Origin of the sequence: Dokdonella sp. (assembly GCF_051958935.1) — a bacterium.
Lineage (GTDB): Bacteria > Pseudomonadota > Gammaproteobacteria > Xanthomonadales > Rhodanobacteraceae > Dokdonella_A.
In genome coordinates this window covers 17576-30796 of record NZ_JBQCFP010000002.1, presented here as the reverse complement: position 1 = coordinate 30796, position 13221 = coordinate 17576, and the positions used below count along the sequence as shown (strand labels likewise).

Sequence of the window (13221 nt, the reverse complement as noted above, 5' to 3'; positions counted from 1 at the left end):
GGGCGCGCGCGGCGTGCAGGATTCGGCCAAGCTCGACTATCTGCTCGACCTGCTCGGCAGCCTCGCCGAAGAAGGCCGACGCGTGCTCGTGTTCAGCCAGTTCGCCGAGATGCTCGCGCTGGTCGCGCAGGCGCTCGACGAACGCCGCCTCGCCTACCAGAGCCTCACCGGCGACACGCCGGGCACGCAGCGCGCGGCCCTGGTCGAACGCTTCCAGGCCGGCGAGGTACCCGTCTTCCTGATCAGCCTCAAGGCCGGCGGCGTCGGGCTCAACCTCACCGCGGCGGATACGGTGATCCACTACGACCCGTGGTGGAACCCCGCGGTCGAAGCGCAGGCGACCGATCGCGCACATCGCATCGGCCAGGACAAGCCGGTGTTCGTCTACAAGCTCATCTGCGCCGGCACGGTCGAAGAAAAGATCCAGGGCCTGCAGCAACGCAAGGCCGAACTCGCGCGCGCGGTGCTCGAAGGCGGCAGCACGCAGGCGTTGCGCTTCGACGAGGCCGACGTCGCCGAGTTGTTCGCGCCACTGTAGCGCGCGGCGCGCTCGTGCGCCGGGCCGGGCGCCGCGGATCCGCGGCGCCCGAATCGTCACGAACCCGACGGCCCGCGCGGCGTGCCTGCGCCGCCGGTGCGCAATCCATCATCGTGATCGCCTGGCTGCACCGGTGCGGGCCGTCCGCCGCGCATCGGATGCCCGAAGGCGGGATGCGGACCGGGCAGCCCGCGTTCGAGCGACCATTGCGCGTACTGGCGGTAAGCGTCGTCGCCGAGCAACGCGCGGATGCGCTCGCTGCTGCGATCTTCGATGGCCTCGGCTTCGTCGCGGTCGTGCTTGCGTTGTGCCGCGAGCGCGGCGCGGGATTTCTCGCGCAGCGCGTCGAGCGCGTCGCGGCGTTCGCGCAGGATCTTGCGCAGCTGTGCCTGCCGCGCGGCATCGAGGCCGGGCAAGGTGGCGAGCGCCTCGGCCGAGGGCAGCTCGCCGCGACCGCGCAGGGGTGGGTCGCCTGCGGGCGGCAGGGGCTGCGCCCCTGCGCTCGCGGCGAGCATCGTGGCCAGGAGGGCAGCGAGGGTCCGGGTCGTCATCGGCAGCTCCATGTCGGTGGATATGACACCGGACGATCGCAGGGGATTGCGCAGCGCCGATGCAGCCATCGTGGAGAAATCGAGGATTCTTGACGGCGCTCCTTGCGGTGCCCGACGCCGGCGCTATCGTGGTGCCATGTCCGGTTTGCGTCCGATGCTGCGCCTGCGCCTGTGGCAGCGCCTGTTCATTGCCTTCGTGGTGCTCAGCGGCGCGGTGCTGCTCGGCTTCCTCGCGTGGCAGCAGCATGCGTTCCGCGGTGCGTTCCTCGACTACGTCGACGAGGTCGCGCTGCAGCGGCTCGCGCCTGCGGCGGAGCGGCTCGCCGCCGCGTACGTCGAGCACGGCGACTGGCGCTTCCTGCGCGATGCGCCGCGGCGCATCGGTGAATTCGTCGTGCCCGAGCGCTGGCGTGCACGCGTGCGCCCCGCCGAAGAAGACGACCGCGCACGGCGCGGGCCAGGCGGGACAGGCATCCCGCGGGACGCCCGGCCCGGGGACGGAGCGCCGCCGCCGGACGACGGCGTACGCGAACCGCGGCGGCCGCCGCGCGGGCCGCCCGATCTCGTGCCGCGCCTGCTGCTCGTCGACGCGCGCGGTGAACGTGTCGCGGGCAATCCGCGCGTGCCCGCCGACGCACCCTCGCTCGCGGTCATGGCGGGCGGTCGCGAAGTCGGCCGCCTGCGGCTCGCGCGCCAGCCCGAACTCGGCGGCGCGATCGACACCGCGTTCGCACGCGCGCAGGCGCGCGACGCCATCGTCGCGGGCGTGGCGATCCTCGCGCTCGCGCTGCCGCTCGCGTTCGCCCTCGCGCGCCGCCTGCTCGCGCCGGTGCATGCACTCGCCCAAGCGACGCGCGCGCTCGCCGACGGCGACTACGCGCGCCGCGTCGACGCTGCGCGCGGCGACGAACTCGGCGAACTCGCCGCCGATTTCAACCATCTCGCGCAGACGCTCGAGCGCAATCGCGACGCGCGCCGCGAATGGGGCGCGGATATCGCGCACGAACTGCGTACGCCGCTCGCCGTGCTGCGCGGCGAGGTGCAGGCGCTGCAGGACGGCGTGCGCACGCCGACGCCGGCCGCATTCGACTCGCTGCAGGCCGAGTGCGAGCGCCTCGGCGGCCTGGTCGAGGACCTGTACCAGCTCGCGCTCGCCGACGCGGGCGCGCTCGAGTACCGCTTCGAGCCGCTCGATTTCGCCGAACTCGTGCAGCAGTCCGGGGCGATGCAGGTGGCCGGCTGCGCCGACGAAGGACTCGTGCTCGACGTGCCCGTGGCGGATCGCCTCGTCGTGCGCGGCGATGCGCGCCGGCTCGCCCAGCTCGTCGACAACCTGCTCGCCAACGCGCGCCGCCATACCGAGGCGCCCGGGCGCATCCGCCTCACGCTGCCGGTGCGCGACGGTGTCGTCCGCCTCGTCGTCGACGACACGCCGCCGGGCGTGCCGGAGGCGGCGTTCCCGAAGCTGTTCGAGCGGCTCTATCGCGTGGATGCCGCGCGCTCGCGTGCGCATGGCGGCGCCGGACTCGGTCTCGCGATCTGCCGCGCGATCGTCGAGGCGCACGGCGGCCGTATCGATGCGCAAGCCTCGCCGCTCGGCGGCCTGCGCATCGTGGTCGAGCTGCCGCTCGCGGCGCCGGAGCGCGCATGAGCGCGCTCGTGCTCGTGGTCGAGGATGAACCGAAGATCGCCGCATTGCTGCGCGACTACCTGGTCGCGGCAGGCTATCGCGTCGGCGTGCGCGAAACCGGCGAGGGCGCGGTCGAGTGGGTGCGCGCGCAGGCGGCCGATGCGCTGCTGCTCGATCTCATGCTGCCGGGCGTCGACGGGCTCTCGATCTGCCGCGGCGTGCGCGCGCAGTCGGACCTGCCGATCCTCATGATCACCGCGCGCGTCGAGGAGATCGATCGCCTGCTCGGCCTCGAACTCGGAGCCGACGATTACATCTGCAAGCCGTTCAGCCCGCGCGAGGTGGTCGCGCGCGTGCGCGCGGTGCTACGCCGTTCGGCCGCGCGCGGTACGCCGCAACCGGGCGTGGTCGAGCTCGACGACGATCGCTTCGAGGCGCGCGTGCGCGGGCACCGGCTCGAACTCACGCCGGTCGAGCTGCGCCTGCTGCGCAAGCTGAGCCAGCAGCCCGGCCGCGTCTACTCGCGAGCGCAGCTCATCGATGCCGCGTACGAGGACCACCGAGTGGTCAGCGAGCGCACCGTCGACAGCCACATCAAGAACTTGCGCCGCAAGCTCGCCGACGCGGGCATCGATCCGATCGCTTCCGTATACGGAGTCGGTTACCGCTACGAGCCCGACGCAGAAGACGCCTCGACGAGGTCGACGTAGGCGAATCGCCGTTCACGCAGCACGCGCTCGCCGCGCACGAGCTCGATCGGCTGCGCGAAGAGCGGCCCGCCGTGCACGCACGTGTGGAACTCGCCGTTCTCGCCGCAGGGATCGCAGCCGGGCGGTAGGCCGGCGAGCAGCGACGCGTCGTAGTCGCGGCCGCACAACGCGCCGTCGAGCTGATCGGTGTCGACGCAGCAGAGGATCGCGCGGTGGCCGCGCTCGATGAACGCGTGCGCGAGGCGCCGCGTGTCCTCGCCCCACAGCGGGAACACGCCATGCCAGCCGAGCCGCGCGAGCAGCGCTTCGCGGTACGCGCGTACGTCGGCGAGGAACAGGTCGCCGAATGCGATCGCATCGAGCGCCGGGTCGGCCGCGCGCGCCTGCGCGAGCGCGGCGGCGCACGACGCCTCGTAGGCCGCATTGTCGGCCTGCGCCGGCAGCTCCGCCTCGAACAGCGGCACGCCGAGCGCGGCCGCCTGTGCATGCAGGATCGAACGGCGCACGCCATGGATGCTGATGCGGTCGTATTCGCGGGTCACGCTCGTGAGCAGCCCGGCGACGTGCCAGGCGGGATCCGCACGCACGCGTTCGAGCGCGAGCGTCGAATCCTTGCCGCCGCTCCAGGCGACCAGCAGCGGGCGGCTCACGCGCGCACCCGCGATGCGGCGCATCCGCGCGCGCGGTCGTCATCGTCCGCCCGGCTCATGCGCGTCGCCAGAGCAGGATGCGGTTGTTCGCCGGCATCGCGACGTCGGCGGTGAGCGTGAAGCCGGCGCCGCGCGCGAGCGCGTCGACCGCGGCGATGTCGCGCAGGCCCATGTGCGCGGCGCGCGCCCGCAACGACGCATCGAACGCGGCATTGCTCTCGCTCGTGGGGCGACCATCGACATTGAACGGGCCGTAGATCGCGAGCGCCGCGTCGTCGGTGGTGAGCGCGGGCAACGCGGCGAACAGCGCCTCGACCTCGTTCCACGCCATGATGTGCAGGGTGTTCGCGCTGTACACGGCGTCGAAAGACCCGCGTGGCCACGGGCCCGCGGCGATGTCGAGCGTGAGCGGCGCAGGCGTATTGGGCAGGTTCGCCCCGGCGAGCCATGCCCGGATGCCCGGGAGGTTCCCGGCCCGATCCGAACATTGCCATTCGAGCGCGGGCAACGCAGCGGCGAAGTGCACGGCGTGCTGGCCGGTGCCGCTGCCGATCTCCAGCACGCGGCGGCGGTCCGCGAACGCGTCGCGCAGTACGCCGAGGATCGGTTCGCGATTGCGCTCGCAGGCGGCCGAATACGGTTTGTCGTCCATGGCGCGAGTGTGCCCGATGCGCCGCCCCCGCGGCAGCTGTGCGATGCTTGCATCGTCACGGCCACGGTGCGCGCATGCTCAACCGGCTCTGGTTCGGTTTCTTCCTCGTCGCCGCGCTCGCCGCGCTCGCGCAGTGGCTGGTCGCCGGCAACGCCGGCGTGTTCGCGGCGATGGTCGCCAGCCTGTTCGACATGGCCAGGCTCGCGGTCGAGGTGATGATCCTCCTGTTCGGCACGCTCACGTTGTGGCTCGGCTTCCTGCGCATCGCCGAACAGGCCGGCCTCGTCGATCGCGTCGCGCGGCTGCTCGGCCCGCTGTTCGCGCGGCTCATGCCGGGCGTGCCGCGTGGCCATCCGGCGATCGGCCTGATCACGCTCAACTTCGCCGCGAACGTGCTCGGCCTCGACAACGCGGCGACGCCGATCGGCCTGCGCGCGATGCGCGAACTGCAGGCGCTCAACCCGAGCACGACCACCGCGAGCGATGCGCAGATCCTCTTCATCGTGTTGAACGCGTCGTCGCTGACCTTGCTGCCGGTATCGATCTTCATGTATCGCGCGCAGGCCGGCGCGCACGATCCGACCCTCGTGTTCGTGCCGATCCTGCTCGCGACGAGCGCATCGACCCTCGCCGGTTTCCTCGCGGTCGCGTTCGTGCAGAAGCTCGAGCTGCGCGATCCGCTCGTGCTGGTCTGCCTGCTCGCGGCGGCGGTGCTGCTCAGCGCCTTCGTCAGCGCGCTGATCGCGCTGCCCGCGGCGGCACTCGCGCCACTGTCGTCGCTGCTCGGCAACTTCACCCTGTTCGCGATCGTGCTCGCGTTCCTCGTCGTCGGCGCATGGCGCAAGGTGCCGGTGTACGAGAGCTTCGTCGACGGCGCGCGCCTGGGGTTCGAGGTCGCGCGCGACCTGCTGCCGTACCTCGTGGCGATGCTCTGCGCGGTCGGCGTGCTGCGCGCGTCGGGTGCGCTCGACTTCGCCCTCGACGGCGTGCGCTGGGGCGTGCACGCGCTCGGCTTCGACGCGCGCTTCGTCGACGCGCTGCCGACCGCGCTGGTCAAGCCGTTCTCCGGCAGCGCCGCGCGCGCGATGCTGATCGAGACGATGAAGACGCACGGCGTCGACAGCTTCCCGGCGCTGCTCGCCGCGACCGTGCAGGGCAGCACGGAGACGACGTTCTACGTGCTCGCGGTCTACTTCGGCGCGGTCGGCATCCGCCGCACGCGGCATGCGGTCGGCTGCGCCCTGCTGGCCGACCTAGCCGGCGTCATCGCCGCCATCGCGGTGTGCTACTGGTTCTTCGGCTGATCATTGCATGTGCAAAGGCGTGCGCAGATAATTGCATCTGAACGAGACGCCCACGGTGCCGCCGCGATGAACCCGTCCGCTGCCCGCAAGTCCGCCGCCGCGACCGATCCGGGCCGCGTGCTGACCCAGGCCGCGCTGCGCGCGGCCGAGATCCTCGACGTACCGCAGCGCACGCTCGCCGAGATCATCGGCGTGAGCCCCTCAACGATCTCGCGCGCCGCGCGCGCGCCGCTCGACCCGGCGAGCAAGCCGGGCCAGCTCGCCGCGCTGTGGGTGCGCGTGTTCCGCTCGCTCGACGCGATCGTCGGCTCCAACGACGCCGCCGCGCGCGCCTGGCTCACCACCGCGAACGCGGCGTTCGGCGGCGCGCGGCCGCTCGAACGCATGCGCGACGCCGAAGGCCTCGTGCACGTGCTGCACTACCTCGACAGCGCGCGCGCGCGCCTGTGACCCCGTCGCGGTTGCTGCGACGGCGCGCCGGCAGTCTGTGCCTGACCTGAGGACCGCCACGTGAACATTCCCACTGCCGACGTGCTGCGCAAGGCGGCGCGCCGCATCAGCATGAAACCATGGCGCGTGGTCGAGGCGCAGCATCGCGCATCGACGATGCGCCTGGTCGACACCCTGGCCGAGCAACGCGTGCTCGAAGACCTGCTCGAGGCGGGCAAGCCGCCGCTGCCGGCCGAGGCGGCGCACCTGCATTACCTGCTCGCGACACCGTTCCGCTACCCGGCGCCGCCGCCCGCAGGTTCGCGCTTCCGCGCCATCGGCGACCCCGGCGTCTGGTACGGCGCCGCAGCCGTGCACACCGCGCTGGCGGAAGTGGCGTTCTGGCGCCTGCGCTTCCTCGCCGATTCGCCGGCGACGCCGGACCTGCCGCCGGTACCGCACACGGTGTTCCGCGCGACGGTTGCGGGCCAGGCGCTCGTGCTCGCCGACGCACCGTTCGCGCGCCAGCGCGAAGCCTGGGAGGACCCGGCGAGCTACGTCGCGACGCAGGCGCTCGCCCGCGGCGCGCGCGAAGCGGGCATCGCCCTGATCCGTTACGCGTCGGTGCGCGATCCGCAGCACCGCGCCTGCGCCGCCGTGCTCACGCCGAAGGCGTTCCGCACGAGCGAGCCGCTCGAACAGCACGGCTGGCTGATCAAGGTCACGCGCGCACGCGTGCTCGCGCAGACGAGCTTCGGCACCGAGCGCGTCGCCTTCGAGGCGGCCGATCTGGGGTTCGGAAACCCGGCGGGCTCGGAAAGCGGAAAAGACTGAAACACGAAGGACACGGAGCACACGAAGACAAGCAAGCGATGGAGATTGAACATGGAGCACACGGAGGAAGGCAGTTTCCGTCAATGGCCTTTGCTTTCTTGGCGTGCTTCATGTGCTCCCGGTTCAAACTTCTTCGACGGTCGCGGCCTTTCGCTCTTCCTTCGTGTGCTCCGTGTCCTTCGTGTTTCAGTCTTTTTCCGTTTTTTCCTTCCGGTCGCCGCGCTTGCGCTCATTCCGCTCCGAGGCGGGCCATGAGGTCGCGCAGCGGGCGGCGGTAGTGTTCGCCGAGTTCGGGGTGTGCGGCGTGGATCGCCGTGGCCTCGCCGGCGAGCGTGCGTGCGGCGGCGCGGTCACCGCGGTCGAGTTCCACCGAAGCGAGTGCGACCAACGCCTCGGCGAGTTGCGGGCTCGTCGGCAGCATGACCTTGCGGCGCAGCCCGATCGCGCGGCGCAGCGACGCCGATGCGCCGGCGGTGTCGTGCGCGAGCGCCGCAGCGCGGCCCGCGTCCAGCGCAGCGCGGGCGCTCCCGGGATCGAGCGCGTCGGCCTCGCCGCTGCGCGCGATCGCTTGCGCGACCGCGAGCGACTCAGTGGATGCCGCCGCGGCGTCGCCTGACGCCAGTGCAGCCTCGGCCGCGAGCAGGCGGCGCTCGAGGCGATCGAACGACAGCGCCGACTCACTCGCTTCGACGCGCAGTTCGGCGACGCGCTCGCGCGCACCGACGGTGTCGCCGCGGGCGAGCGCGAGTGCCGCCTGCAGGCGCAGGTTGCCGGCGAATGCTTCGCCGTCGCGCGGCTGCTTCGCCTGCACACGCAGCGCGGCCGCCTCGTCGAGTTCGGCTTGCGCGGGCGCGTAGCGGCCGAGTTCGACCAGTACCGCGGCCTCGCGCTCAACGCGTTGCGCGAGGTCGAGGCTGCCGGGGCGACGGCTGCGGTCGATCGAGGTCGCCGCCTGCGCATCGGCGAGTGCTGCGTCGAGGTCGCCCGCGCCCGCCTCGCAACGACCGAGCGCGCTCAGTACCGCGCGCGTGTGGAACGGATCATCGGCACCGCGCAACCTGATCGCGAGCTCCTTCGCGCCACGCAGCAGGTCGAGGCCTTCCTGCGTGCGGCCGATGTCGCAGAGCAGGGCGCCGAGACGCTGCTGGGTCTGCAGCACGTCGATGTGCTCGTCGCCGCTGTCGCGTTTCGCCATCGTCCATGCGGCACGCAGGCTGCGCTCGGCAGCGGCGAGCTCAAGTCGTTGCGACTGCGCTTCGCCGAGGTCGGCGTAGTACTTCACCGCATTGGGCGCGGCCGGGGCCACGCCCTGCTAGATGTGGTTGGGGCGCGCGAACGCCGCGGCCGCCTGCGAGGGCTGGTGCAGCTGCAGCGCCTGCACGCCGGCGCTGAGCAGCGAGTCGGCGAGATCGACCGATGGCGGCTTCGCGTCGAACAGGCGCACGGCGCGTTGCGCGTAGTCGTACGCGCGCTGGGGATCGTAGTTCCACCAGTACTCCGCCTCGCGTCGCAGCCAGGCGCCCCGGGTCGGCGAGTCGGCGTCGCCGTGCGCATCGAGGATGCGGCCGGCCTCGTCGAGTGTCGCCCTGCGCCCATCGCCATCCTCGCGCGAACTCTGCATCGCGCTCGCGAGGTGCACGAGCTCGTCGGCGACCTGCAGCGACGACGGGCCGTATACGCCGCGGGCGAGCTCGACGGCCTGGCGCCGCACGCGCAGCGCCTCGTCGGCGAGCTGCAGGTCGTCGTAGAGCTGGGCGAACAGCTGCAACACGCCGAGCTTCGCCTCGGGTACGTCGGCCATCGCGTCGTCGATGCGCCGCGCGCCGAGATCGAGCAGCTCGCGCGCGGTGGTCTGGCGCGCCTTCACGGCGTCCGGCTGGTTGCGCGAATTGGCACGGAACACGTCGCCTAGGAAGGCCTGCATCGCTTCGGCGCGGCGTGCCTGGACCTGCGCGCGCCGAGCCGCGGACTCTGCGCGCTGCGCCTGCCACACCGCGAGCGCGAGCGCGGCGAGGATCGCGACGAGGAACAACGCGCTGCTGGCGACGCCGCCGCGATGGCGCGAGACGAACTTGCGTGCGCGGTACCAGCGCGACGGCGGGTGCGCCTGCACGGGTTGCCCGGCCAAGTGGCGCTCGACATCGTCGGCGAATGCACCGGCCGACGCATAGCGCCGCTCGGGTTCGGCTGCGGTCGCCTTCAATACGATGTTGTCGAGGTCGCCGCGAAGCTGGCGCCGCACCACGCGCGCGGGTGCGGGCAGCAGTGCCTCGTCGGTATCGGCGCCGACGCGCGAGGACGGCGTGTGCGCGTCGCCGGGCGCACGACGCTGGCCGGTCACGAGTTCGCCGAGCAGGACGCCGAGCGCATAGACGTCGGTGGCGGTGGTGATCTGGCCGAGCGCGAACTGCTCCGGCGCCGCGTAGGCGGGCGTCAGCGCCTGCCGCTGCGTGCGCGTCGCGTCGTCGCCGGCATCGAGCAGCTTGGCGATGCCGAAATCGAGCAGCTTCACCTCGCCCTCGCGGGTGACCAGCACGTTCGACGGCTTGAGGTCGCGATGCACGATCAACGCGCGATGCGCGGCTTCGACCGCGCGGCAGACCGCGACGAACAGGCGCAGGCGCGCATGCAGGTCGAGCCGGTGGCTGCGCGCGTAGTCGGTGATCGGCGCGCCGTCGACGAGCTCGAGTGCGATGTACGGCGCGCCGGCCGCCGTCACGCCGCCCTCGATGAGGCGGGCGATGCCCGGATGGCGCAGTTGCGCGAGCGCGCGCCGTTCGTCGCGGAAGCGGCGCTGTTCCTCGGGCGTGTGCAGGCCGCGATGCAGCAGCTTGAGCGCGACCGCCTGGCGCACGCCGGCTTGCTCGCGCTCGGCGCGGTAGACGACCGAGTAGCCGCCCTCGCCGAGCCGCTCGATCAGCGTGTAGTCGCCGACGGTCGTGCCGTGCGGCAGCGGCGCCGGCGGCGCCGCGGTTTCGCCGACGCGACCGAGCAACTGGTCGAACGGCTGGTCGAGCACGCGCTCGCCGCCCTCGGCGTCGGCCGCGAGCAGGCGCAGCACCTCGGCGCGCTGGCCCTCGTCGGTGCAGTGCTCGGCGAGCCATTCGGCGCGCTCGGCCGGCGCGAGGGCGAGCGCGGCTTCGAACCATTCGCGTGGGCTGGCGGGTGTGGCGGTCATCGCGGTCCCCAGGCACCGCCGTGTCGGTCAGCGATAACGCCGTTGCGTGCGTGGCGCGGACATCATTCGAGCGCGGACAGCAGGAACGCGCGCGCGTAGCGCCAGTCGCGGTCGATCGTGCGCCGGGTGAGGCCGAGCAGTTCGGCGACCTGCTCCGGCGAGAGGCCGGCGAACCAGCGCAGTTCGACCACGCGCGCAGCGCGTGCATCGACCTGTTCCAGCTTCGTCAGCGCCTCTTCCAGCGCGAGCGCCTGCTCGGCGCTTTCGACCTGCGGATGGAGCGCTTCGCTGCCGGTCAGGCTCATGCGGACCCAGTCGCCGCCGGCCTTCTGGCGCATGCGGTCGCGTGCGCGGTCGGCGAGCAGGTGGCGCATCGCGCGCGCGGCATAGGAAAAGAACTGCGCGGGATGCTCGAACGCGAGCTCGCGCCCGGTGTTCACGCGCAGCCACAGCTCGTGCACGAGCGCGGTCGTGTCGAGCGTACCGCGCGAACCGCGCGCGAGCTGCCGGCTGGCCATCGCCTTGAGCCGGTCGTAGACGGCGTCGAACAAGGCGCCGAGCGGCTGTGCCTGCACGGCGCTCTCGGCCGGATTCGGGTCGGATGCGGTCATGGGGCCCCTCGCGGACGCGCCCGAGTGTAGCGCGCCGCAGGGGCCGAGGTCCGTGCGGGTGGCCGAGCCGTGCCGTTCAGGCGACCGGGCGGCCGCGCAGCACGCGTGCAGGCAGCAGGATGATCCCGCGCAGCAGCTCGAACACGCCTTCGACCGCGAGCCCGAGCAGGCGGAACGGCAACAACAGCAGCCAAACGAGCGGGTAGAGCACCAGCGCGAGCAGCGCGAGCGGCCAGCAGAACACCAGCAGCAGCAACCACAGCACGAAGGTCAGCATCGACGTCTCCACGGTGCCGGAACCGCTCCGGCATGCGCATCCTCGCAGGATGGGGGCGGCCGGCCAGTGCCGAAAGGGACCCTTGAAATCCGCGCCAATGCATCCTTCGGCATGCAAGGGCGGACCGGGCGTGCCGGTGCCTGCGTGCAGGCAAGGCATCGTCGCAGCGCGTTCGAATCGGACGCTGGCGGACGCGCATGGCTTGATGGACTGGATCGGCATGGGAATGATCCGATCCGCGTGGAAAATCACGTCGCCACGACGCGCAGGGGGCGCACCATGCGCCTCGACATCAAGAAGTCCCCGCGTCGCGGGTCGATCAGTCGCGCTGCGGCGCAGGCTGCACGATGATTTCGTCGGCGTCGGAAACGATCGCAGGTTCGATCGTCGTCGGCGGCGCGGCGTTCGTGACCGCAGGCAGGCGGGCCGAGACGCGCCACGCGAGCAGCCCGCCGCTGCCGACGATGAGTGCGGCAAGCCAGAACGTCGCGCCCGCGACGACGTCGTGGCGGCCGGCACCTGCGACCGCGGCGAGGATCGTCGGGAACACGAGCGCGCCGAAGATGCCCGCGATGCTCCCGAGGCTCGCGACTGCACCCTGCAGGCGGCCCTGTTCGCGTGGATCGACCGCGTGCGTCATGAGCGCCTGCGCCGCGGGTGTCGCGACGCCCCACAACGCGGCGACCGGCATCATCGCCCAGAACCAGTAGCCGGTCGGCGCGAGCGCGTACAGCGCAAAGCCGACCGCGCCGCAGGCGAGGCCGAACAGCAGCGTGCGGCGCTCGCCGAGCGCGGCGACGATGCGCTTGATCAGCACGCCCTGCACGATCGCCGCGAGCAGGCCGACCAGCGCGAGCGTGTTGCCGGCCATGTCCGGTCCCCAGCCGAAGCGGTAGTCGGCGTAGAGGACGAACGTGGTCGGATACACCATGTGCGCGAACGCCATGAGGAACAGCACGCCGGCGATGCCGAGCACTTGCGGGTAGCGGCGCAGCAGCGCGAGCGAGCCGAGCGGATTGGCATGGCTCCAGTCGAAGCGCGCGGCGCGCCGCCCGGCCGGCAACGACTCGGGCAGCACGAACCAGCCGTAGCAGAAGTTCGTGAGGCTCATCGCGACCGCGGCCCAGAACGGCAGGCGCACGTCGATCGCGCCGAGATGCCCGCCGATGAACGGCGCGACGATGAACCCGAGGCCGAACGCCATGCCGATCATGCCGAACGCCTGCGCCCGCTGCTGCGGCGGCGTGATGTCGGCGATGTAGGCGTTGGCCGTGCTGAAACTCGCCGAGGTGATCCCCGAAACGACGCGGCCGATGAACAGCAGCGGCAGCGAGTCGACCAGCGCCATCATCGCGAAATCGAGGCCCAGGCCGAGGTTCGAGAGGAGGATCACCGGACGCCGGCCATAGCGATCCGACAGCGCGCCCTGCACCGGCGTGAAGACGAACTGCATCGCCATGAACACGCTCGCGAAGCCCGTGTACCAGCGCGCCGCGGCGGCGACGTCGCCGTGCAGGAAGTTCTCGATCAGGTGCGGCAGCACCGGGATGATCAGGCCGAACGACAGGATGTCGATCAGCACGGTCACGAAGATGAAGACCAGCGCGGCGCGGCGTGGCGCGGCGGGAGCGATCGGTTCCATGGCGGGTTCGGGGGCCGGCAGGCGAAAGCGCGCACGATAGCCGATCCCGGCTCCGTCCGCGCGTGATGCGCTTGCGGCTCGCGCCCGCGAAGGCGGTCAACAGCCCGGGCGCATCCGCCACGCGCGCCTGCCGTCAACGCTCACGCGAGGCATGCACGGGCACATGGATGGCCGCTCTGGAACAGCCCGAGCCGAGGCATCGCCATTCGGCGCAG

Annotated in this window: 14 protein-coding genes; 6 read left to right on the top strand and 8 right to left on the bottom strand. The window is 72.0% G+C overall.

Annotation, left to right across the window (positions count from 1 at the left end; all coding sequences use genetic code 11):
• The first annotated feature begins 13 nt into the window (after window positions 1-13).
• On the top strand, window positions 14-538 hold the full coding sequence (locus ACTHK2_RS00260; protein ID WP_440243538.1) for a DEAD/DEAH box helicase: 525 nt from the start codon (window positions 14-16) through the stop codon (window positions 536-538).
• Between the two features lie 56 nt (window positions 539-594).
• On the opposite strand, the gene ACTHK2_RS00255 is transcribed toward ACTHK2_RS00260, so the two are convergent.
• Complete coding sequence (locus ACTHK2_RS00255; protein WP_440243496.1) at window positions 595-1089, bottom strand: hypothetical protein; 495 nt, start codon at window positions 1087-1089, stop codon at window positions 595-597.
• Between the two features lie 10 nt (window positions 1090-1099).
• Between ACTHK2_RS00255 and ACTHK2_RS00250 the strand changes: the two genes are divergently transcribed.
• Complete coding sequence (locus ACTHK2_RS00250; RefSeq protein ID WP_440243494.1) at window positions 1100-2740, top strand: ATP-binding protein; 1641 nt, start codon at window positions 1100-1102, stop codon at window positions 2738-2740.
• Window positions 2737-3429, top strand: coding sequence for a response regulator (locus ACTHK2_RS00245; protein WP_440243492.1), 693 nt, complete (start codon window positions 2737-2739; stop codon window positions 3427-3429). The genes ACTHK2_RS00250 and ACTHK2_RS00245 overlap by 4 nt, the downstream gene beginning before the upstream one ends.
• Here ACTHK2_RS00245 and ACTHK2_RS00240 read toward each other — a convergent pair.
• On the bottom strand, window positions 3387-4079 hold the full coding sequence (locus ACTHK2_RS00240) for an ATP-binding protein (RefSeq protein WP_440243489.1): 693 nt from the start codon (window positions 4077-4079) through the stop codon (window positions 3387-3389). The genes ACTHK2_RS00245 and ACTHK2_RS00240 overlap by 43 nt on opposite strands.
• A gap of 55 nt (window positions 4080-4134) precedes the next feature.
• A complete protein-coding gene (locus ACTHK2_RS00235; protein WP_440243486.1) occupies window positions 4135-4731 on the bottom strand; it encodes a DUF938 domain-containing protein in 597 nt (198 codons plus the stop codon).
• Window positions 4732-4805: 74 nt separating this feature from the next.
• Between ACTHK2_RS00235 and ACTHK2_RS00230 the strand changes: the two genes are divergently transcribed.
• The 3 genes from ACTHK2_RS00230 (at window position 4806) to ACTHK2_RS00220 (ending at window position 7298) form a co-directional block, all read left to right on the top strand.
• Window positions 4806-6035: a nucleoside recognition domain-containing protein gene (locus tag ACTHK2_RS00230; protein WP_440243483.1), complete on the top strand. Its 1230-nt coding sequence runs from the start codon at window positions 4806-4808 to the stop codon at window positions 6033-6035.
• 66 nt (window positions 6036-6101) lie between these two features.
• Window positions 6102-6485: an MbcA/ParS/Xre antitoxin family protein gene (locus ACTHK2_RS00225; protein ID WP_440243480.1), complete on the top strand. Its 384-nt coding sequence runs from the start codon at window positions 6102-6104 to the stop codon at window positions 6483-6485.
• A gap of 60 nt (window positions 6486-6545) precedes the next feature.
• The gene (locus tag ACTHK2_RS00220; RefSeq protein ID WP_440243477.1) at window positions 6546-7298 is read left to right on the top strand and encodes an RES family NAD+ phosphorylase; all 753 of its coding nucleotides are present in this window, start codon (window positions 6546-6548) and stop codon (window positions 7296-7298) included.
• 229 nt (window positions 7299-7527) lie between these two features.
• Here ACTHK2_RS00220 and ACTHK2_RS00215 read toward each other — a convergent pair whose 3' ends face one another.
• From ACTHK2_RS00215 to ACTHK2_RS00195, 5 genes are all read right to left on the bottom strand, one after another.
• The gene (locus tag ACTHK2_RS00215) at window positions 7528-8604 is read right to left on the bottom strand and encodes a tetratricopeptide repeat protein (protein ID WP_440243474.1); all 1077 of its coding nucleotides are present in this window, start codon (window positions 8602-8604) and stop codon (window positions 7528-7530) included.
• 6 nt (window positions 8605-8610) lie between these two features.
• Entirely contained in the window at window positions 8611-10476 is a 1866-nt protein-coding gene (locus ACTHK2_RS00210) for a serine/threonine-protein kinase (RefSeq protein WP_440243471.1), read from the bottom strand.
• Window positions 10477-10538: 62 nt separating this feature from the next.
• A complete protein-coding gene (locus ACTHK2_RS00205) occupies window positions 10539-11087 on the bottom strand; it encodes an ECF-type sigma factor (protein WP_440243468.1) in 549 nt (182 codons plus the stop codon).
• Window positions 11088-11163: 76 nt separating this feature from the next.
• Window positions 11164-11364, bottom strand: coding sequence for a hypothetical protein (locus tag ACTHK2_RS00200; protein ID WP_182530685.1), 201 nt, complete (start codon window positions 11362-11364; stop codon window positions 11164-11166).
• 319 nt (window positions 11365-11683) lie between these two features.
• Window positions 11684-13006: a TCR/Tet family MFS transporter gene (locus ACTHK2_RS00195; RefSeq protein WP_440243465.1), complete on the bottom strand. Its 1323-nt coding sequence runs from the start codon at window positions 13004-13006 to the stop codon at window positions 11684-11686.
• Window positions 13007-13221 lie beyond the last annotated feature (215 nt).

What these genes read in the sequence shown, in the direction of transcription:
- ACTHK2_RS00245 (WP_440243492.1), top strand. Translation starts at nt 2,737, where the DNA reads ATGAGCGCGCTCGTGCTCGTGGTCGAGGATGAACCGAAGATCGCCGCA.
- ACTHK2_RS00255 (WP_440243496.1), bottom strand. Translation starts at nt 1,089, where the DNA reads ATGACGACCCGGACCCTCGCTGCCCTCCTGGCCACGATGCTCGCCGCG.
- ACTHK2_RS00225 (WP_440243480.1), top strand. Translation starts at nt 6,102, where the DNA reads ATGAACCCGTCCGCTGCCCGCAAGTCCGCCGCCGCGACCGATCCGGGC.
- ACTHK2_RS00205 (WP_440243468.1), bottom strand. Translation starts at nt 11,087, where the DNA reads ATGACCGCATCCGACCCGAATCCGGCCGAGAGCGCCGTGCAGGCACAG.
- ACTHK2_RS00210 (WP_440243471.1), bottom strand. Translation starts at nt 10,476, where the DNA reads ATGACCGCCACACCCGCCAGCCCACGCGAATGGTTCGAAGCCGCGCTC.
- ACTHK2_RS00230 (WP_440243483.1), top strand. Translation starts at nt 4,806, where the DNA reads ATGCTCAACCGGCTCTGGTTCGGTTTCTTCCTCGTCGCCGCGCTCGCC.
- ACTHK2_RS00195 (WP_440243465.1), bottom strand. Translation starts at nt 13,006, where the DNA reads ATGGAACCGATCGCTCCCGCCGCGCCACGCCGCGCCGCGCTGGTCTTC.
- ACTHK2_RS00235 (WP_440243486.1), bottom strand. Translation starts at nt 4,731, where the DNA reads ATGGACGACAAACCGTATTCGGCCGCCTGCGAGCGCAATCGCGAACCG.
- ACTHK2_RS00250 (WP_440243494.1), top strand. Translation starts at nt 1,100, where the DNA reads ATGTCGGTGGATATGACACCGGACGATCGCAGGGGATTGCGCAGCGCC.
- ACTHK2_RS00200 (WP_182530685.1), bottom strand. Translation starts at nt 11,364, where the DNA reads ATGCTGACCTTCGTGCTGTGGTTGCTGCTGCTGGTGTTCTGCTGGCCG.